18 protein-coding genes are annotated in these 19440 nt (G+C 33.5%); all 18 read right to left on the minus strand.

Features of this window, described 5'->3' with window-relative positions:
* Positions 1-9: 9 nt before the first annotated feature.
* Positions 10-1422 (minus strand): chitobiase/beta-hexosaminidase C-terminal domain-containing protein, encoded by a 1413-nt coding sequence (locus IB617_00265; GenBank protein ID UZE93274.1) that lies wholly within the window; start codon positions 1420-1422, stop codon positions 10-12.
* An 80-nt stretch (positions 1423-1502) separates the two neighbouring features.
* Entirely contained in the window at positions 1503-3314 is a 1812-nt protein-coding gene (locus IB617_00270; GenBank protein UZE93275.1) for a hypothetical protein, read from the minus strand.
* Between the two features lie 140 nt (positions 3315-3454).
* Complete coding sequence (locus tag IB617_00275; GenBank protein ID UZE93276.1) at positions 3455-3934, minus strand: hypothetical protein; 480 nt, start codon at positions 3932-3934, stop codon at positions 3455-3457.
* A gap of 52 nt (positions 3935-3986) precedes the next feature.
* Positions 3987-5144 (minus strand): prepilin peptidase, encoded by a 1158-nt coding sequence (locus IB617_00280; GenBank protein UZE93277.1) that lies wholly within the window; start codon positions 5142-5144, stop codon positions 3987-3989.
* Positions 5145-5146: 2 nt separating this feature from the next.
* Positions 5147-6025: a radical SAM protein gene (locus IB617_00285; protein ID UZE93278.1), complete on the minus strand. Its 879-nt coding sequence runs from the start codon at positions 6023-6025 to the stop codon at positions 5147-5149.
* A 48-nt stretch (positions 6026-6073) separates the two neighbouring features.
* On the minus strand, positions 6074-6277 hold the full coding sequence (locus IB617_00290; GenBank protein UZE93279.1) for a hypothetical protein: 204 nt from the start codon (positions 6275-6277) through the stop codon (positions 6074-6076).
* A 121-nt stretch (positions 6278-6398) separates the two neighbouring features.
* A complete protein-coding gene (locus tag IB617_00295; GenBank protein UZE93280.1) occupies positions 6399-7799 on the minus strand; it encodes a radical SAM protein in 1401 nt (466 codons plus the stop codon).
* Positions 7796-8464 (minus strand): glycosyltransferase family 2 protein, encoded by a 669-nt coding sequence (locus IB617_00300; GenBank protein ID UZE93281.1) that lies wholly within the window; start codon positions 8462-8464, stop codon positions 7796-7798. The genes IB617_00295 and IB617_00300 overlap by 4 nt, the downstream gene beginning before the upstream one ends.
* Before the next feature lie 58 nt (positions 8465-8522).
* Positions 8523-9410, minus strand: a complete 888-nt coding sequence (locus IB617_00305; GenBank protein UZE93282.1) for a radical SAM protein — start codon at positions 9408-9410, stop codon at positions 8523-8525.
* A 16-nt stretch (positions 9411-9426) separates the two neighbouring features.
* Positions 9427-10347, minus strand: a complete 921-nt coding sequence (locus IB617_00310; GenBank protein UZE93283.1) for a radical SAM protein — start codon at positions 10345-10347, stop codon at positions 9427-9429.
* Positions 10348-10368: 21 nt separating this feature from the next.
* Positions 10369-11346: a radical SAM protein gene (locus IB617_00315; GenBank protein UZE93284.1), complete on the minus strand. Its 978-nt coding sequence runs from the start codon at positions 11344-11346 to the stop codon at positions 10369-10371.
* A gap of 54 nt (positions 11347-11400) precedes the next feature.
* On the minus strand, positions 11401-12363 hold the full coding sequence (locus IB617_00320) for a radical SAM protein (protein ID UZE93285.1): 963 nt from the start codon (positions 12361-12363) through the stop codon (positions 11401-11403).
* A gap of 9 nt (positions 12364-12372) precedes the next feature.
* Positions 12373-14031 (minus strand): glycosyltransferase family 39 protein, encoded by a 1659-nt coding sequence (locus tag IB617_00325; protein ID UZE93286.1) that lies wholly within the window; start codon positions 14029-14031, stop codon positions 12373-12375.
* 24 nt (positions 14032-14055) lie between these two features.
* On the minus strand, positions 14056-14955 hold the full coding sequence (locus IB617_00330; GenBank protein UZE93287.1) for a radical SAM protein: 900 nt from the start codon (positions 14953-14955) through the stop codon (positions 14056-14058).
* Between the two features lie 222 nt (positions 14956-15177).
* Positions 15178-15804: a hypothetical protein gene (locus tag IB617_00335; protein UZE93288.1), complete on the minus strand. Its 627-nt coding sequence runs from the start codon at positions 15802-15804 to the stop codon at positions 15178-15180.
* A gap of 296 nt (positions 15805-16100) precedes the next feature.
* The gene (locus IB617_00340) at positions 16101-16733 is read right to left on the minus strand and encodes a hypothetical protein (protein ID UZE93289.1); all 633 of its coding nucleotides are present in this window, start codon (positions 16731-16733) and stop codon (positions 16101-16103) included.
* Between the two features lie 124 nt (positions 16734-16857).
* Positions 16858-18381: a fused MFS/spermidine synthase gene (locus tag IB617_00345; GenBank protein ID UZE93290.1), complete on the minus strand. Its 1524-nt coding sequence runs from the start codon at positions 18379-18381 to the stop codon at positions 16858-16860.
* 17 nt (positions 18382-18398) lie between these two features.
* The gene (locus IB617_00350; GenBank protein UZE93291.1) at positions 18399-19349 is read right to left on the minus strand and encodes a radical SAM protein; all 951 of its coding nucleotides are present in this window, start codon (positions 19347-19349) and stop codon (positions 18399-18401) included.
* Between the last annotated feature and the right edge of the window lie 91 nt (positions 19350-19440).

Consider the following 19440-nt stretch of genomic DNA (forward strand, 5'->3'; position numbering starts at 1 on the left):
TGAAAATGGTTAAGGAGACACCTCTTTCCACTCAGGTAGGCCAGCTTCAACTCCAAGCTGATAAGAAACAGTATTTGTTCTATTAGCAGTATCTTGAATTTGTAAGGCAACCGTGCCTGAATTTCCATCAACCGCTGTAAAAGTAGATGATGCGTTCTGAGAAGAACTGGTAGGAGGTTCACCGTCTTCAAAAGTCCAACTCCAGCTAACAATTGGGCTTCCTCCGTCAGAAGGGGAAGAGCCATCTTTAAAATAAACCATTTCTCCCTCAGAAACCCCGAAACCTTCACAAGGAATCCAGGGTCCCACATCTTTTAAAGAACACTCAAAATCAGCAATAGCATCTAGTAAGATAGTAAAGTTTTTTGTAGTTGAATCCCAGCCTCCGACACTGTCTCTGACGTAAACCTCAACCGTAGAAGAGGTTGTAGTACTAAGGCCTGAGGGAGTAAAATCACATTTATAACCACAAGAGTCGTCAGGGTCAACTCCCCAATCATAAATATCCCATTCTGTTTTAATAATATCACCGTCTCCCTCCGGGTCAGTAGATTCATTAACGAATTTAAATGGACATCCTGTATAACCTGTACATTGGCCTAAAGGAAGACCGCACCCGGTCGGGTTGCAGGAAATACCGGCGGTAGGAGGATTGTTAATTTCAATAGTATAGGTATATGAATTATCAGGGCCTTCAGAACGATTATCAGCTGAATCCCAATTAGCGACGGTTAAGACTGTAGTAATCGTAAAGGTGAAAGGAGAAGTGTATTTGGGGGAGGAGGGACTTGGAGGATTGCCGTCTGTAGTGTATCTAAGCGTTGCTCCCTCTTCTCCAGAAGAACAACTAACATCAACTGAGTTAATATAAGTGCCTGTTCCGGGAGAACAAGTAGGTTTTGGAGGTCTAATCATATCTTTAGTTACCTTAATTGGCGCGAATCCTGACTCTGTTTCTGTTATCTCATTTTCTGCATTATCAAGAACATGAAGACCATACCACCAGATGCCATCTGAAGGTGAATCATCAGCAGAGCTTGACCAGGAATCAGAACCTTCAGGAGCGGGATGGGTACTGACTAAACTCCATGTGCCGGGTACACCAGCATTATCAGGAGCGCGCCAGACTTCTACTTTCCAAAGATGAGAACCGCCCGTATCAGAAACTGTCCAGGAAATGGTAGTCTCATCCGGACCAGCAATATTAAGCAGGGTAGGAGAAACATCAAAAGCATCAATAGAGGGGAAATCGCTATCTATAAAATAAACTGTAACTTTAGTGTAATCTGTGTTTAATGCAGCCTCAACTATAACACTCCCTATTAAAACTGATGTAAGAAAAACCATCAAAGTCTGAACAATCTTCCAGCATTGTCTATGTTTATAAAAGGCTTTTTTCAATTTTCTTTTTAAGTTCTTCATTTTTAATTACGAAGTAATTACAGAGAGCGAAGCGACCGGTTTGCTTAAATTTTAGATATACGATGTCCAAAATTCCCAGCTTACCACAGGCATACACATAGACGCCAATAGAAGCCCCCGGGCCCTGCACTGCAATCCTGGTTATATGAACTTCCTCTATAGCGGCAGCGATTCGCATCTCCCAAAGCATTCGCCCACATAGGAGAGACAATACCATTACCAGGAGTACTACTAGGGTCACAGCCAGCAGATGTGTCAAAAAGGTTTTTACAAACGGTGCAGCTACTATTATCATCCCATTGTTTATCTATACATCCACCATAACTAGAGCAAACATCACCACAACCGTAGCCACCTACGTCATTTCTATCCCTATGCCAGCAAGCATTGCCTCCTTGTCCGGCGCAGCCGCTGCAGCCGTCGCTATATAGATAGCCATTACAAGTACGGCAAGTACCACTAACACATCTTTTAGCACTACCTGCACAATCGTAGTTATTAGCTCCCCAATTAGTAGTCTTATAAACATTACATAACCCAGAACCATTACATGTTTTACAAGTAAAACTACAACCCTTAGATGTAGTCTGACTGCACGAAGTTCCAACCTTGTATTCTGTTGTATTAACAACATAACCTGCTGATGCGTTCCATACACCAGCGAGTTGCATACCATAAGGTAGTGAAAGATTACCAATACAAGATGAACCACCAGAAGTACAACCCCTGTACCATTTTTCAGCTGAACAATCCCTCTCTGCGCATTGTATAGTTATATCACAATATAGGCTTGAGCTTGGATTAATTTCACCCCCACCACTACAAACCCTGCCTGCTGTTGATAGGTAAGACCAGCTATCTCCAACATCTTCAGAACAAGTATGAGCAGAACTGCACCTGTATTTATCCCTCCCTTTTTGACAAGCCCCACTACATTTATAAAAGGCAGAATATCCACATATAGTTGTTCCGGTAGTTCCACAACTTGAAGTTAAGGTATAGCTCGCACCAGCATAAACATTTTCTGAATAAGCATCTACATGGTCTGCAGCTGCCCTACAGCTTCCTGATCCATTACAGGAAGTCCACCATTTAGTAGCTGAACAATCTCCATCATCACAATCCTCATCATAATTACAATAATTGGAAGAAGAAACTGCAGTTTGTTCCCCGGAATCACTACGGACATAACCTGAAGGTATATGGGTACAGCCCGGGGGGTAATAAGTACCCCTGTCAGCCACTTTATGACAGGTAGCATCACAGGCATCACCCTGTTCAAACTTCTGAACCAGATATCTGAGATGACCGCTCCCATCAATATAATTTGAAAAATTGGCAGTAGTAGTGGTATAGGTCAGAGTGCAATCGGAAGGACCTGGACAGCTATTATTTAAGCTGGAAGCAACTAACTCCCATGCAGTAGTATTGACATTATATAAATACATTCTTAAGTCATTATCTTCGAGGCTTTCAATGTTTTGTCCGGCATAACCCTCCCAGTAAAGCTCTATTGAATTAATATCAACTGGATTTTCATTAATAGTAATTACAAAATCATGCACAACCTCTTTAAAAACCTCAGTGGTATCGCTGATGATTTCATGAACATCGTTTGCTGATTCAATGTTAGTGTAAGAAGCGAGCTCAACACCAGGCTCTGCCCAAGTGGAACGATTGACAGCCACCGGGATATCATTAGCATAACCTTTACCATAATAACCCCATTTATTTATTCCTGCCCCTGAAGAAAAATCATAAACCTCAATCAATGAAGTTGCATACACTTTCTGGGTTAATATAACCGTACTTACTCCAACCAAAACAAAAATTATTATTTCTATCAAAGAAACAACTATTTTTTTCTTATTAAATTTTATGTCTTTATACATAACTATGCTTCTCCGCAATTAAGAGGAAACCAGTCGCTTCGCTCCTTGTAATTGCTTCGCAATTAAGAAAGAGTTATTAGTCTATTTTACCATATTTAGAATTTCAAAAAAATAGAGAGGACCGAACAACTGAAGGCAAACTATTGAATATTCATTTGAATACCTAACATTCTCGTCATCTTTATACTGGTAAATGTATCCTCACTTAAAATATTACTATTAGACTCTTTAATTGCTATAACTACCGGCGCTCCTATCTCAAAATCCTCTATCGTTGCCGGAGTCTCTTTTTTGGTTTCGGGCTTGTAAAAAACAAATTCTGTTTCTTTGTCTGTCAGCACCGTTACTTCCTTAGTAAAAGAAAGCTCATCCAGAAAAATTTTATTAATATCTACTTCTATCTTGAATTTTCCTTCTGGCGGATTTATTTCTACACTTGTTATAATTCCTTCAATTAAATATCTCGGATATGTTGGGTCTAATTGGTAGCTTGTTTCTGACGGAGTTTCGGTTTGAGTCTCTGGTTTTATATAACGATAATATACAAAAAGAGCACAGCCGATTAAAACAACAATTACAATAATTGAAACTAAAACCATCCACGAGCTTTTTATTTCCATACTTTTTAAATCTTTTATCTATATTTTAGAGATGAACTTTGTCTTCTTTATTTTATAATTTGTAGGTTAAAAAATCAATAAAAGAACTCTGGGTTACAATAGAAATAACGACCGATAAAAGCATAAAAGGAGCAAAAGAGAACGTCTTGTAGGTTTTTACCTTTAATTGAGGTTTTTGAATAAATAAATCCTTGATGGTTTTAACCTGGTTTTCGTTTAATCCAGCAGCATCTATCTCTCCAAAGTTATTTTCCATTTTCTTCTCTTTAAGCATTTGTAATATTAAAGGTAATTCATTCTTAGAAATCACTGCTCCCTTTTTAAGTTCTCTAACTTTTATTTTTTTAACTTCTTTCTCTTCTATATAAAAATTTAAAAATTGACGAAATAAGGTGATTAAAACCATAAAAATCAAGGTTTGTTTCAAGATAGACTTCAATATTTCAATTTTACCAAAAAAAAGCAAATAGGAACAGTATATTAGTACCGTTCCGTTGATAAAATAACCAATCCATTTTTTCTTTTCTCTAACTTTAGAAAGATAACCCAAAATAAGAAGCAAAAAGAGAAAAAGAAAAAGAGGGTTAAATAAAAATCTCCCTCCCGGAATATTTTTTTTAAAAGAACTTATCCCTTGAAGAAAAATGAATATAAGAACATAACTTAAAAATAGTGGAAAGAACTTTTTACCCAGATTTTTTAATTTAGGGAATAATTTTTTAATATCTAATTTTCCAATATTCTTTAATCGAGCTCTATGGTTATACGTTTCCTTTATTCCTTTAAAAAAAGCAGTAGCCGTTAAAACTAAAAGTAGGGGAACAAAAAGGTTAATTAGAAGATTAAAAGAGGGAAAGTACGACAAATAACTTTTTGAATAAAACTTTAAAGGCAGCAAGAAAGAACAAAGAGCAAAAAACTTCGCGTCTCCGGCAGACCACAGTTTTAAATGCCATAGAAGATATCCTACTAAAAAAGCGAGCAGGGCGTTTATACCTACTTTTATTAAATATTGAATATTTGATATTTGGAAAAGGAAAAAGAAATTATAGAAAAAAAGAAAAATATAAAACAAAATCCCGCAAAAAAATCCTGTAGCAATCCATTTATTGAAAATCTTTCCATATCTAATATCGGTATAAGAACAAATTCCTCCAATAATAAAAAGAGGAGCTAAAAGGGCAAAATCAAAGAAAAGTGATGTAAACATAATTACAAAATATCTACAATTGGATGACAGATATTATTGCCAATCTTAAACTTTAAATCTGTCTTAACGGGCTTAAATTCTCTATTTCCAATAATTTCCAGATAATCCTTATGAATCCCACAGCAATATTTTTTATAAAGACAACTATCACAATTAGGTAAATAAGTTACCTCGTCTCTTCTCTGGGTTATCCAGGTATATTTCCATAATTCAGGCGTAAGCGTGCATAAAGGAAAATGATAAAGACGTAACTCATTAAATTTATCATTCCACTCTTTTACTATAGAACTGACTTTTTCTTTTACCTGGGTATAAGTAATGCCTATTATTTTATAGTTCTTTCCGCACACCCCTTCTGGTTCCGGGAAAATTATAATTACCCTATTCACTGAAGGAAAATCATTAAAAATTAAATTAAGAATCTCTCCTACTAATTTATAATTTTGCTTAATGAAAATTATTCGGAGCTCTAACTCTTGAAATCTTTTTCTGTATTTTAAAATATTATGAATACCCTTTATTGTTTGTTCAAAACTACCTTTAGTCCTCGTAATGGCGTCGTGGAGTTGATTATTATGGCCTAAAATAGCTATTTCAACAGCAAGGTTATCTATTTTAAGAAAACTTTTTACAAACCGTGGATAACTAAACATTCTTCCATTGGTTGCTAAAACTAGTCTATTCTTGGGGAAATTTCTTCTAAACCAATAACACAATTCTAAAAAACGCGGATGAGTAGTTGGCTCACCGCCCGTAAAATTAATGTTTTCTTGACTCTTACTCCAAAGATTGAGATTGCGTCGAGCTCTCACAGTTATTCTTTTAAAAGAATAATCTTCTGAAATCTCCTTACTCTGAAAATCAACCGGATTAGTGCACATTATGCAATTATTATTGCATCTATTCCAAATACAAATATCGGGCATATTCTAAGAAATGTCAAAATGAACATTATCACTATTTTTCCATTCTGCAATTTTAGCTTCAGCTACCCTGTAATATTTTGCTTCTTTTAATAATTCTTTCTGAGCTTTCTTTTTAGCTTCTTCCATAGAAGATGCAGACACCCAACCCAGTACCTCATAATGTTCCTGGCTCCTATAAGTTACGATATATTCTTTTTTTTGTTTCATTATAAATCTCGCTAATTTAAATTTTTACTAATCGACCTATGATTTTTTACACTATATAATACCATTAACTGCACAATCCATAAACCTGGCTACCACACTCTTTTCTTATCCTTAAGTTCTTTTATAACCCCCTCTTAAATGAGCTAATTAAATACAATAATCCTTCACGAATATCCATTTTCAGTTCATACAAACTTTTTAAACTAAAGATTCTTTTAATAATATAAGAAGGACGTAAATAAAATCTTCTTATGGCTTTATTCCTTAATTCCCACAACTTTTTTCGGGAAAGTTCTTCTGTCTCTATAGCCGGATAGGTACGAGAGGAATCACTACACTTTAAAGTATTATCAATAAGCCATCCTTTTGAAATTGCATTTTTTCGCAAATCTGTTCCTATACGAGGAGCGGCTATGTTAAAAGTGACGAAATCACAATTTAATTCTACCGCAAACTTTAAGGTATTTAAAATTGCCTCTTCGTCCTCACCTGGTAATCCAAGAATAAAATGGGCCATAGTTCTAATACCTAATTTTTGACAAAGAGAAAACATTTTTCTCACCTGATTCAATGTAAATTGCTTATTATAACAATCTAATGTTCCTTGGTTTCCACTTTCTACTCCAAGTTGAATAATATGGCAGCCACTTTTCTTCATAATTTCTAACAGCTCCTCATCTAAAACGTCTACCCGACTAGAACAAGACCAGCTAAAATTAAAATTATTAAGGAGCATCTTGCGACATATATCTAAAGCTTGATTTCTGTTAGCACCAAAAGTGTTATCTCTAAAGCGAACCTCTTTTATTCCTAAAGAATAAATATATTTTAATTCCTCAATAACATTGTCAGCATCCCGCCATTTAAATTCTAAACTATTGTAAATACAAAAGCGACAATGATAAGGACAATGTAAGCTGGCGACTACAGTGGCAAAGGGAAAATGCCGAGCAATAGGAAAATCATACTTAGCCATAGGAAATAAATCTAAACGAGGTAGAGGAAGCGAAAAGATTTTATTTTTTTTCGTTATTTTTTTCGGAATAACAATTTGCTCTCTGTCTCTATAAATTATATTTTTAAAAAGACCTTTCCCTGCTGACAAGAATTTTAATATTTCTGAATCTGTAAAATCTAAAATTAGGGCATCTAAAAATTTATTTTCTCTCAGTATTTTCTCGCCCTGAAAAAGAAATAAATCACCTGTTCCGATTAATTTAATTTGTTTTACCCGCTTAATCTTCTTTAGAAATTCCTTATCCTTTTCCCAGGAAACTGCCCCAGAAAGAAAAATAATTGTGTCTATATCCATTGAGGATATTTTTTTGCAACATTCATCAAATTTAATTCTATCAGCGATAGCATCAATTACCTTTATTTGATAATCAGAAGAAAGAATACCACTAAGTACGGTAAGGTCTACAGGATGCCAGACAAAATCTCCTTCGGAGATAAAACTACAATAATAATCTCTTAAATAAATTTCATCGCCAGGTAAATTTAAAAGCAGTATTTTTTTCATAATTTCTTCTTAAACAGAAATATCAGATTTTTAATACCGTCTAAAAACATATTCAATTTTGACTCCCCTCCTATTCTTTTACGGTAAGAGCCTAAAATTTCTTTAGCTTTAAATTTTTGAAAGGCTTCAATTTTAATTTCTTCTGAAAAAGACATCCCATCAGATACTAAGTTCAACCCATCCAAAATATTTTTCCTGAATATCCACATTCCACTTTGCGAATCTTTTAAGCGTAATTTGAATAACAGATTGGTAAAAAGGGTTAAGAATATATTACCTATTAGATTTAATTTATTTATTGCTTTTTTCCCTAAGCAACTAAACCTATTAACAGAAATAAAATCAAGATTTTCTTTTTCTAAAATCTCTAACAATTTTGGAATTTTCTCTGCAGGATAAGTTCCATCACCATCCATTGTGATAATAACTTCGCCTTTTGCTTTTTTAAATCCAGCCTTGTATTGTCTACCATAGCCTCTTTCCGCAATTATTACTTTAGCGCCGGCTTCCCGGGCTATCTTTATTGTTTTATCCTTACTCCCGCCATCAACAACAATAATTTTCACTTTATGAATCTTATCTTTTAACAAAAAGGATAGGTCTCCCAGTGTTTTTTGAATTCCTTTCTCCTCATTAAGAGTTGGTATAATTATATCAATATACATTATCAAATTACGAAAACATTAACGATATTAAAAGAAGAAGGTATTAAGAAAATCTATTTTAATAAGGTTGTTTAATAATTGGTTTTATTTCGCTAGTATCATAAATTTGACAATATTCTTTTCTAATTCCCTTACAGGTTGGATGGTAAAAACATTCTTCACAGTTAGGGAATATAAACTGAGACTTCAGAATTTCAGGAGAAGTAAACAACTTATTTCCTATAGAGAGATTCACTCTCTCGGGATTAGCAGGAGGAGCAAGAGAATCTTTAAATTCTTCTCCTAATACACATAGTGGAATTTCATTTATTCTTATATTTAGACTAGGGTTTTCTTTTATTATTTCTCGAATGGTTGGCACGGCTTCCTTATATTGAGGAACAAATTCTTTATATCTATCCATGACGTTTCTTCCATCTATAAATCTATATTGAATTTTCACTACCCCTATACCCTTTAACAGTTTGACTAATTCCTTCAAATAAGGAAGGTTCATCTTCATAACCACCGTGTTAATTGTCAAATCCTGTTTATTTCTTACTAAATTTTTAATCCCCTTCACTACTTGATAAAAACCATCTGACCTGCAATATGTTCTGTAAAGACCTGGGTTGGAAAAGTGTAAAGAAACAAGGAAAGATATGAATTGAAATTCCTTTAGCTTTTTAACCAGCGTTTCATAAGATAGCATCCTGCCGTTTGTCTGGATCTCTATTGCCTTAATTCCCTTTTGTTTGGCAAAAGCCAATAAATCAAAAAGGTGCTTTGAGATTAGAGGTTCTCCCCCAGATATAATTAATTTTTTACATCCAACATTTGCGCTGTCAACTATCTGTCTTTTTAAATCCTCTACTGGAAACTCTTTATAATAACGCTTTTCTTTGTTAAGACAAAAAATGCAGGAATTATTACAAGCATAACCAACTTTTATATCAAGCTCTTTCATACATATAAAAAGTTCATCAAAAAAGTGGCTTAAGGTCCCCCGAGCCAAACCTGTCAATATCATTAACAAAAAATCCATCACAGAAAGGAGAGGCCTTACAGTTCTCGCACATCTTAATCTTTTTCTTTAATCTATAAGAAGGCATGTCTTTTATTGAGGTTCTCTCGGATGAAGGCGGCTGACAGTATTTTCCTAAATTCGGAGGAAGACAGGTATTATTTATTGATTTACTAATAAAACCAAAAACGCAATAAGGAATCTCGGTAAATAAAACCTTGTAATTCATTCTTGAAGCTTGGTGGTAGACTTTCCTTACGTAAGGAGTCAAGTCTTTAAAAGGAAGGTAATAAGAATAATCATTATCTGTAATACAGGGCACAGAAAAAGTCATGTTCCTTATATTCAATTTACTTTCCACCAAATCCATTAAATCTAAAAGGTTATCTTTGTTCTGCTGGAGTATTAAAGAACTTATTTGGATTTTTATATCTGGTGCTTTCTTTAATACTCCTTTAATTCCCCTTAAGGTACGGGTAAAACTACCTGGTGTTTGAGTAACTGCGTCATGAATTTCTGAATTAGAGCCATACAGAGGTATCCTCAGTTTATCAATGCCCGACTTAACAAATTTCTCTAAAAACTGTTTGTCAGACAATCTTACTCCATTGGTTGCCATCTGAATAAATTCAAAACCACTTTTTTTGATATATTCTATCACTTGAATTATCTCCTCGTATTCTAATGGATCACTACCTGAAATTATAATTTTTTTAATTCCTTGTTCCTTAAAATCTACTAAATTTCTATAACAATCAATAAGTTGATGTTTAATTTCAGACTCACTTTTTTTAAAGTGACCACCGCAAAAAACACAAGAATTACTACACCCAGGATTTAAAATTATGCCTCCGTATTCTTTTTTTCTCCCATTGATCATATTTTGCTTATAAATAAGATTTTAATAAGAAGATAAAATCTTCAATTGTTTAATGCTTAAATCTTTAACCGGTCTCAATTCTTTATCTCCGTAGCGTTGAAGGTATATTTTCCAGATACCCTCACATTTATCATATAATTTACAACCTTTACATTTCTTTGTTTTCATTCTTCCAATCACCCGCCGGTTCTCCTCAACGTCAGGACTGTAGAAATCAGGTGCAACATGCTCTGTACGAAAGGTTGCAACCTCCTGCAGTTCGCTAATCTGGTCTAAATAATCTTGGAAATAACAAAGGGGAACATAACGAACATGCCAGTGTTGGAGATGAGCACGCTTCCCTATATCTAAACATTTATGGACATAGTCTGCTATCTCTGAAATTCGAGGCACCAATTCAGCAAAATAATCACAGGCTGCCCCTTCGTTGCAATCTACAAAAATAAATTCGCTATCATCAATTCCTAATCTTCTAATATATTCACCGATTCGAGGAAGAAACCTATAGTTTTGTTTAACAATGGTGGTGTTAGAACCAATATGAATATTTAACCCTAATTTTTTAGAAATCTTTTGAACATTCTTTACGCCTTGTTTGAGCTGATTAAAACTTCCCGGGACCCGAGTTAGCCAATCATGTAGTTTCGGTGTATGGCCATGAATAGAAAAGACAAGACTATTTAAGCCGGCCTTGAGTATAGACTCTGCCAGGTCAGGATAGGAATACATTCTTCCATTGGAAGACATCATAATTGTAGAAAAACCCAAGTCTTTAGCAAATTTTATCAATCTTACAATATCAGTCCTAATAGTCATTTCTCCGCCGATTAGCTCTAAGTAGTCCGACCCTCTTTTACGTGCGTCAGTCATCTCTTGTTGTACCTGCAAGGTTGTTCTAACAGGAAGGTTTCTTTTATTAGCTTCCATACAAAAGCGACAGCGATTATTGCAGCGATAGCCTGTAAAAATAACTGTTTTTTTAATCTTTTTCCAGGGCATATAAAAAGGTGGCAATTTTATCAATTTCTACTTTAAGATAAAAAATGTTTTTGTCTATTTCACCGGTTTTAATTCTCCAAGACCAAATACTTTAGCATAATTTTTCCAAACCCCATAACAGTAAGGATTATATTTACATTCCTTACACCTTTTGGACTTTACTTTCTTTTTCCTTCTGTTTTCATCTACAGAACATTCAAAATCAGGACCGCGAAGATAGGTATCAGATTGAAATATATCATTAATTGACTCCTCATAGTCGGGAAGTAAACAGGGAACCATATTATAAACATAACAAGGAACCTTCTTTAATCCAATTCTTAGTGCTTCTCTAAAATAGGGAGCAACCACACTCATTTTGGCCACAATAGCTTCTGGATTTTTAAGCACATTCCCTTCGATAGTAGCATAAATAAGTCGAAATTCTTTAACGTCTAATTTGAGTAAAAATTTTATCAATTCTGGGAGATGGAGGTAGTTTAACTTTAAAATAACTATGTTTATCTTAACTACTTGTTTTAACTCTTTTAAATTCTTTAAACCTTGAAGTGTCTGTTTGTAGGCTCCCCTAACACCCATTATTTTATCGTGAACACTCTCAAAAGGGGAATAAAAAGAAACCACAAAAATATTTACACCAGCCCGAATCAACTCCTCGCAGTAACCCTTATAATAAAACAATCTGCCATTTGACTGTATCTCAATATTGGGAATTCTTTTCTTGGCATACTTAACAAGCTTAATTAAATCTTTTCTCAGGGTCGGCTCACCGCCAGAAAAAGCAAACGTATGCGCCTTAGCATGCACCGCTATATCAATGTCTTTTTTAATCTCTTTAAAGGGTTTTAAACCTCTATTTTCATCCATGTTACTCCTCTCAATCGCATTAGCTACCGAACACATAATACAATTACAATTACATCTAAAGATGCAAAGGCTTTCTACCTTGCCATAACTTCTTTGATCCAGGGGTCTGGTATCTTTATCTTTTTTTGACTTTTTAACAAATTTTGGCATTTATATAACTTAAATCTTTAAAGTTATCTTATAAACCTTAATTCTGTTTACATCAAAAAGATGCTCTTTTTCCAAATAAGTATTTATAAATTGACAGGCATAATCAAAATGTTCCATCTGACAACGATAATCTTCAAAATAAAATATTTCGTAGTTCTTTTTAATCTCTTCTGAAATTGCGTTTAAAAACATATCTTTATTTTCTGGAGAAATAAGGTCTATGTCAATTGCTCTTCTTTGGTTGTCTTTAAAATAATCATTAGTAACAACCATAAATCTAGTAGTAATAATAATTGAATCTTTGGGGGTTTTGCTAACAGCTAAAAAATAATCTTTATTAAAACCTATCTGGCCTCTTGCATCTTTGAATAAAGCACGAGGGAAGGATAAATGTGAAGTAAAAATAAGTGCGAGAGCTAAAAAAGAAAGAATCCACTCCTTTTTTATCCTTATTCTTTTTTTTATCCTATTCCCGATCCAATCCCAGGTATAAGCTGCTATTATAGCATAAGGTAAATGAAAAAATAAACTCCTCCTTACATAATCATCACTAAAAAGATTGTCAACAGAAAATGAGGCATAAAATATCAGATACAATAAAAATAAAGATAAAATAAAAATATATTTAACTTTAGTAGATAAAATTATAAGTATGAAACCGACAAAGAAGAGAAAGGTAGCAAAGATACTATATTGGTTTACTTCCTCTATTGGAGAAAAAGGAATAATATTAAAAAACTGTTTTAAAAAAAGCTGAACATTATAAGGGATTCTTTTATAATAAAGACCAAAAATACCAGGAACGTCATAATAAATATAAGGATTGTTATGCAAAAGCCAATAAAGAGCTGGAATCTGAATAATTAAAAAAAGTAAAACCAAGGCAAAAGCATACAGGATGTATTTATAGTTTGTTTTCCCTAAGGAAAAATTTTTCGGTATGGCTCTAATCTCTTCCCATTTAAAGAGGACTAAGAAGAATAATAAAAGAGGTAAGAGTATATAATTTTCTTGTCGTACATAAATAGAATAAGATAAGCTCAAAACGGTCAAAATCCACAGACTCAATTTATTGGCTCTCAGAGCAATAAAATAAAAAAGAATTGTCAATCCTACAAAGAATAAATAAGTAGGTCTCGAGGAACCAGTTTGAGAATGAATTATATTTAAAGGAAGAAGAGAAAATATAAGAGAAGCATATAATCCAACTTTTTTATTAAAAATTAAGTAAGAGATAAGAAAAATAATTATTATCGTCAGACTGCCAAGAACGGCTGAAATTATAGGGCCGTTTAAGCTGTGAAAACCAAACAAAATGCTGACTAAAGATATAAGAAATGGATAACCTGCTAAAAAGAGCACCTGTTCATAAAGCAAACAATTCTTAATATTCCCCAAAGCGCAACATTTAACAAATTCACCCTGATTTAGCCAATAGTTAGCTGATTCCTGAAAAACAAAACCATCTGTATGGGGTCCCAGCCAGTATTGGGAGTTCCTTAAACAAAAACCAATAATAAATATCAATAATAAGATAGACCATGTTTTTTTACTTATCTTTTTAAAGGGGCTCAAAATATCTTTAAGGTTAATAACAAAAAGAAACATCAGAGCTATTAAATGAACCGACATAAAATAAAATAACCAACTGGAAAAAATTTTATACATAACCTATAGATTATTATTTATAAATTATTTAATTGGCTTAAATTCATCCCAGCCAAAAATTTCCGGATATTCCTTCCAGGGACCTTCACAAATTTTATAATATTTACAATGAGAACAAGCAGGTCCTTTGACCTTCCCCTTGGTTTTACGATAATAACCGTAGTTATCTATTTCCAAATCGTTATCAAAAACAGTAGTATCAGGAATCACTTTTTCAGCTATATATTGCTCGTATCCTTTCATAAAACAATAAGGAATGGCTTCGGTCATTACTTTAACTCCGGCTTTAATTCCAGTCTGTAATCCTTTTTTTACATAAGGTTCTACCTCTGAATGTTTTGGTACAATCTCTTTAATTAACTGAGGGTTACGAGCAATAGTCTGATTAATATGCATAAAAGCAAACTGAAACTGGTCTACCCCTAAATCCACCAGTAATTTAGCTAAATTTGGTAAATCTTTGTAATTTGGTTTAGTAATTACTGTATTGGTTAAAATATACTGCCCTAGAGATTTTAAGTTTTTAATTCCTTGAACAGTTTGCTCAAAACTACCTGAAACCCGGGTTAGATAATTATGGACTTTAGCATTGGAGGCATGAAGGGCTGGTGAGAACTCATCTGCTCCGGCTCTAATTACTTTACTGCAAAAATCCTTGTAGGCAAACATTCTTCCGTTGGTTTGGATTTGAATTGCTTCATAACCCAACTCTTTGGCATATTTCACCCATTCTGCAAGTTCTTTTCTAATAGTAGGCTCTCCTCCCGTAAAAACAACTCCCTGGTGGTCCTTTACTTCTTTTCTTAAAATTGCTCTTACTTCTTCATCAGACCTATTGGGGCATATTTCCCTCTTATTTCCTTGGACACAAAATCTACAGCGGTTATTACATTGAAAGCCTATTTTTAAATCAATTCGTCTCATTGTTATTTTAAAGATAAAATATCTTATCTATTTTATGTTTTATCTTAACATTTTTAAAGGAGGCAACAAGCCTCCTCAAATTTAACTATTTATTTTAATTTTAGCTAATTCTATTATTTTATTAAGACATTTTCCTTAAAATTGTAAACTTACTTCTACTATTGACTCGCCCCCGGAATTCCCAAAAATTGACTAGAGATAATCTGTTTCCCAAAAACTTTCTTAATAATAAATAATATTCTCGTTTAAGTCTACTATCCCTGTTACAAAATGAGTAGCTACCGTTTCTCCTAATAAATTCTTGAGAGGCTCTAAACACTTTATTCTTTGAGTTCTATCAATCCATTCTTGGGTTATTTCCTCTTCCCTAAGAGTTATAGCAAAGAAATAATAATCGGTAAGCTGAGATAGATTTCCATTTTCAGACTCTATAAAAACCCTGCAATTCTTCCCAGAAGACCTAACAGCTTCATCTATAGCCTTGGCGGTGTCAAGATTACACTCCTTTATTTGTCCCATAGAAACGCTCTGCTGAGGAAAATATTTATTCAAATTGGCTGTTTGGTAGGCAGGACCGAATCGACAGGAAAACCAGTAACCGGTAGGTTCTTTCACGATATGGACCAGGTTAACTAGATGGTCTTCCTTTAGAAAATCACCGTACATTTCTATTGCCTTCTGTCCTGTATGCTGTCTTGCTATGGCAAAAATCTTCCTGAGCTCCTCATCTGTAATAGGAGAAAGCTCTCTAGGTGAAGTCTCCGCTTGGTTAAAATACTGGAAAAAGAACAGGGTTCCTACTCCTATCACAAACAGAACGCCAGTTAATAATATCAATTTTTTATTCATGTCTCTTTTTTATGTGATATTTATTTCTCTCTTTGACCTTTAGAAAAATATAAACCTCTTTATTAAGATAACACAGTCAATAAATCTCGGCAAGCTAAAATTAACCAATGTTTACTAGTTTTAAATCTTTATTTGTTAATTTTCCAGAGTCTTTAGATTGTTATTTTAAAGATAAAATATCTTATCTATTTTATGTTTTATCTTAACATTTTTAAAGGAGGCGACAAGCTTCCCTTAAACTATTTAATCTTAAATTTTAGCTATGGTGAAAGATAATATTTTCTTTAAATAAATTCTTAGAAATAAATATAGTTTTCGTCTAAATCAACTATCGCTGTGAAGACAGTAGACGTTATTTCTCCTATAAAATTCTCTAAGAGGGGTTTGGCGCATTCTCCTTCTTTATCATAAGTATCTATTAACTCCTGGGTTATTTCTCTCTGTTCTAAAAGTAAAGTAATTAAATAATAATCGTTCTTTCTGAATCCCGACATATCAGAATCTAAAGGAACTAAACATTGAATATCGTTAGAAGTTATAGCTTGGTCTATTGCTTTTGCAGTTTCGACATCACAGTTTTTGATTTGACCTAAGGTAACTAATCCTTCAGGGAAGAACCTATGTAAATTAACAGTCTCATAGGCGGAACCGAACTGACAAGAAATTTCATAATCGGAACCTTCTTTTACAATATGAACTAAGTTAATTAAAGACTTTTCGTTTAAAAAGGGGTCGTACCTCTCCATTATATCTCTCATATATTTTCCTCGTTGTTGTACAGATATATCAAAAATCTTTCCTAATTCAAATTTTGCAACGGGCGGAAACTCTTCGGTTGAAGGAATGGTTTGTCTGGAATATTGAGAAAAGAATATAATAGTTATTCCTATCACAACTACACTTATTAAAATCATCTGTATTTTATTCATAATTTATCTTCTGGTCTACTATTTATTTTGTTTTTTGACCTTTAAAGAATATAAGCCCCTCTAATAAGAAGAATAACATATCTAATATAAGCCAGCAAGCTAAAGTTAATCTTTACTTGGAAGTTCAAAAAAATTTCGCTGTTAAATATTCAACCGGAGCAAAATCATCAGTAAGTATAAAAACAGCATCAAAGTTGAGATTTTCAGGATCAAGAAGTTTTTTGGGTAAATTGCGAATTAGTCTCTTTTCGTGCTGTAAAATCTCTTGACTTCCAAAATCAATTCTCCGAGAGTTATTTAAGCCGAGAAAAATGAAATTTTGTAAACCTTTTTTATCTGGTGAATCTACTGCAAAAAAATAACTATTTTCAAAAACCGACCTAAAGGTCTTCATCTCCGAAAGTATAAAGGAGTCAGCTCCTTTATTTAATGTTCCACCAATATTCATTAAAAAGAGGCCATCTTCTGAAAGTTTGCTTTTAGCTAAAGAAAAGAACTCTTGAGTCGTAAAGTGGGTAGGAATGAAATAAATATAATAAACATCTGCAAAAATCATGTTATAGTTTTGATTTGTCTCTTGAAGAAACCTCCGTCCATCAGTAACATGATTGAACAATCTCGGGTCTTCTTGGAACCTGAAATATTTCTTAGCTATCTGGTAAAGTTCTGGTGCGATTTCCACTACATCAATTCTTTTAACATTATTTTGATCTAAAAGTAGTTTTCTTGGGGTAGAATAGGCACCCCCTCCTAAAAATAAAGCTTTTTCAGCTTGAGGATTCACAATCTCGTAAATGACATAGTATTTTGTATATTCAAAGGGTAATTCATCTGATTCAAGAAACGCCGCTCCTTGAAGAGTACCATCAAGACGCAGAACTCTAACTTTTTCATTTCTGATTTCAATATCCTCAACGATTATCTGATTGTAAAGACCGTCTTTTTGCAAAATAATAGATTCATCCTTTGGTAAAAAAAGAGTGATAAAGCTAAAAAGCAAAACAATTATCGTGAAGAGAAATAATTCAGGCCTCTTAAAATAATTTTCATACTTCTCGTCCTTGAAAAACCAACCTCCTGAAACCCCAACAATAATAAGCGTTAATGCGGTTGAAATAATAATTTTACTTATCCCAAAATGAGGGATAAGAAAAAAACCAGCAAGAAAACTACCGATAATACTTCCAAGAGTTGACCAAAAAAACACCTTGCCTGTTACTTTGCCGATTTCTTTCAATTCAAGGGTCTTTAATTTGATAGCAAAAGGAGATATCATCCCTAAGATTAAACTAGGAATGAAAAATAAAATCAGACTAGCAATGGGAAGGCCTATCTTCATATCAAGAGTTGTTCCTAAAGTCGGCAATGCAGTTTTTGAGAAGACCTGGATTAAAAGAGAGAAAATACCAGCAACAAAAATGAGGAAGAAAAAAACTGAAAATTTAGGATATTTGTCAGCAAAAACACCCCCGAGATAATAACCCAAACTTAATCCTCCTAAAACAATACCGATTATACTCGAAATAGTAAATAAAGTATTACCAAAATAAGGAGCAAGTATTCTGATGGCAGTAACCTCAATAATAAGAATTGCTGCTCCAGTTATAAAAACTATAAAAAAGAGGATATTTCTTTTTAGGATCTCCATATGAAAAAATAATTACTTTATGAGGGCACAGATTCATTATTTTGAAGAAATTTATAAATTAAACAGCCGCCTTGACACTGTTTATTCTTTTTAAAAACACAATCTTTGCACTGAGGAAAGAAATCTATCTCCCATTTTAGTCTATTAACAACATCTTTATAATAATTTGTTATCTCTTTTTGGTTCTTAAATTTCTTTAAGGAAGGACCCTCCACAGCTAAAAGAAGACAGGGTAATATTGTCAAATCAGGAGTTACTACGCAACCTTCTCCTGTCCAACAAATGCTGTGAAAACCGCTATTTTTCATTAAGAATGCTCTCTCTTTTTCGGAAAAAAGACATCGAGGAAACGGTTGAGCAAAACAGCCTCGGATATCATGTTCTACCAGGCTTTTCGCTAACTTTAAAATATATTGAGTGAAATCCTTCAGTTTTTCCTTTTTAATATATTCGTTTTGATTGAGGGCTGAGGGTAAAACCAATGCAAAATCTACCCGGCGAATATTTAATCTCTCACAGGTATCAATAAGATAGCTATAAGAAACATCAAGGGAGATTATATTAAATCTCAAAATCACCCTTTTAACTCTTCTCATGGCTTCTAAATTAGAATAAAGAGTCTTTAGTTCTTGGGAAGAATATTCTGAAGGCGGATTAAGGGTAACCAAAAAAGAATCTATAGCCGGAGAGTCGATATTGATTCTTTTAATATCGGTAGTTCCATTAGTAGAAATTACTATCTTCAAGCCATACTTCTCAGCCAATTCTAAGGCAGAATTAATTTTACTAAATAGAGTAGGTTCTCCCCCGCCAAAACTTACCCTTTTTATCTTTTGTTTAGTAGCCCATCTAAAAACACTTTCCAGTCCCTGTAAAGAAATCTCCCGGGGCCATTTTTCTAAAAATCCCTTAGCAAAACAATAATTGCAATTTCTATTGCAAGCATAAGTGAGATTAATATGCATCATCTAATAAAAATGGCTATACTCCCAATAGCCAATATTATAGTAATATTTTCCAAATTTACAAAAGTAAACACTTCTTATTCAGAATATACTA

The organism is Candidatus Nealsonbacteria bacterium, assembly GCA_026016225.1.
Taxonomy (GTDB): domain Bacteria; phylum Patescibacteriota; class Minisyncoccia; order Minisyncoccales; family JANBVM01; genus Nealson33H.

Excerpts from the sequence above, each read along its gene's own strand:
- IB617_00265 (UZE93274.1), bottom strand. The coding sequence starts at position 1,422 with ATGAAGAACTTAAAAAGAAAATTGAAAAAAGCCTTTTATAAACATAGA.
- IB617_00270 (UZE93275.1), bottom strand. The coding sequence starts at position 3,314 with ATGTATAAAGACATAAAATTTAATAAGAAAAAAATAGTTGTTTCTTTG.
- IB617_00275 (UZE93276.1), bottom strand. The coding sequence starts at position 3,934 with ATGGAAATAAAAAGCTCGTGGATGGTTTTAGTTTCAATTATTGTAATT.
- IB617_00280 (UZE93277.1), bottom strand. The coding sequence starts at position 5,144 with ATGTTTACATCACTTTTCTTTGATTTTGCCCTTTTAGCTCCTCTTTTT.
- IB617_00285 (UZE93278.1), bottom strand. The coding sequence starts at position 6,025 with ATGTGCACTAATCCGGTTGATTTTCAGAGTAAGGAGATTTCAGAAGAT.
- IB617_00290 (UZE93279.1), bottom strand. The coding sequence starts at position 6,277 with ATGAAACAAAAAAAAGAATATATCGTAACTTATAGGAGCCAGGAACAT.
- IB617_00295 (UZE93280.1), bottom strand. The coding sequence starts at position 7,799 with ATGAAAAAAATACTGCTTTTAAATTTACCTGGCGATGAAATTTATTTA.
- IB617_00300 (UZE93281.1), bottom strand. The coding sequence starts at position 8,464 with ATGTATATTGATATAATTATACCAACTCTTAATGAGGAGAAAGGAATT.
- IB617_00305 (UZE93282.1), bottom strand. The coding sequence starts at position 9,410 with ATGAAAGAGCTTGATATAAAAGTTGGTTATGCTTGTAATAATTCCTGC.
- IB617_00310 (UZE93283.1), bottom strand. The coding sequence starts at position 10,347 with ATGATCAATGGGAGAAAAAAAGAATACGGAGGCATAATTTTAAATCCT.
- IB617_00315 (UZE93284.1), bottom strand. The coding sequence starts at position 11,346 with ATGCCCTGGAAAAAGATTAAAAAAACAGTTATTTTTACAGGCTATCGC.
- IB617_00320 (UZE93285.1), bottom strand. The coding sequence starts at position 12,363 with ATGCCAAAATTTGTTAAAAAGTCAAAAAAAGATAAAGATACCAGACCC.
- IB617_00325 (UZE93286.1), bottom strand. The coding sequence starts at position 14,031 with ATGTATAAAATTTTTTCCAGTTGGTTATTTTATTTTATGTCGGTTCAT.
- IB617_00330 (UZE93287.1), bottom strand. The coding sequence starts at position 14,955 with ATGAGACGAATTGATTTAAAAATAGGCTTTCAATGTAATAACCGCTGT.
- IB617_00335 (UZE93288.1), bottom strand. The coding sequence starts at position 15,804 with ATGAATAAAAAATTGATATTATTAACTGGCGTTCTGTTTGTGATAGGA.
- IB617_00340 (UZE93289.1), bottom strand. The coding sequence starts at position 16,733 with ATGAATAAAATACAGATGATTTTAATAAGTGTAGTTGTGATAGGAATA.
- IB617_00345 (UZE93290.1), bottom strand. The coding sequence starts at position 18,381 with ATGGAGATCCTAAAAAGAAATATCCTCTTTTTTATAGTTTTTATAACT.
- IB617_00350 (UZE93291.1), bottom strand. The coding sequence starts at position 19,349 with ATGATGCATATTAATCTCACTTATGCTTGCAATAGAAATTGCAATTAT.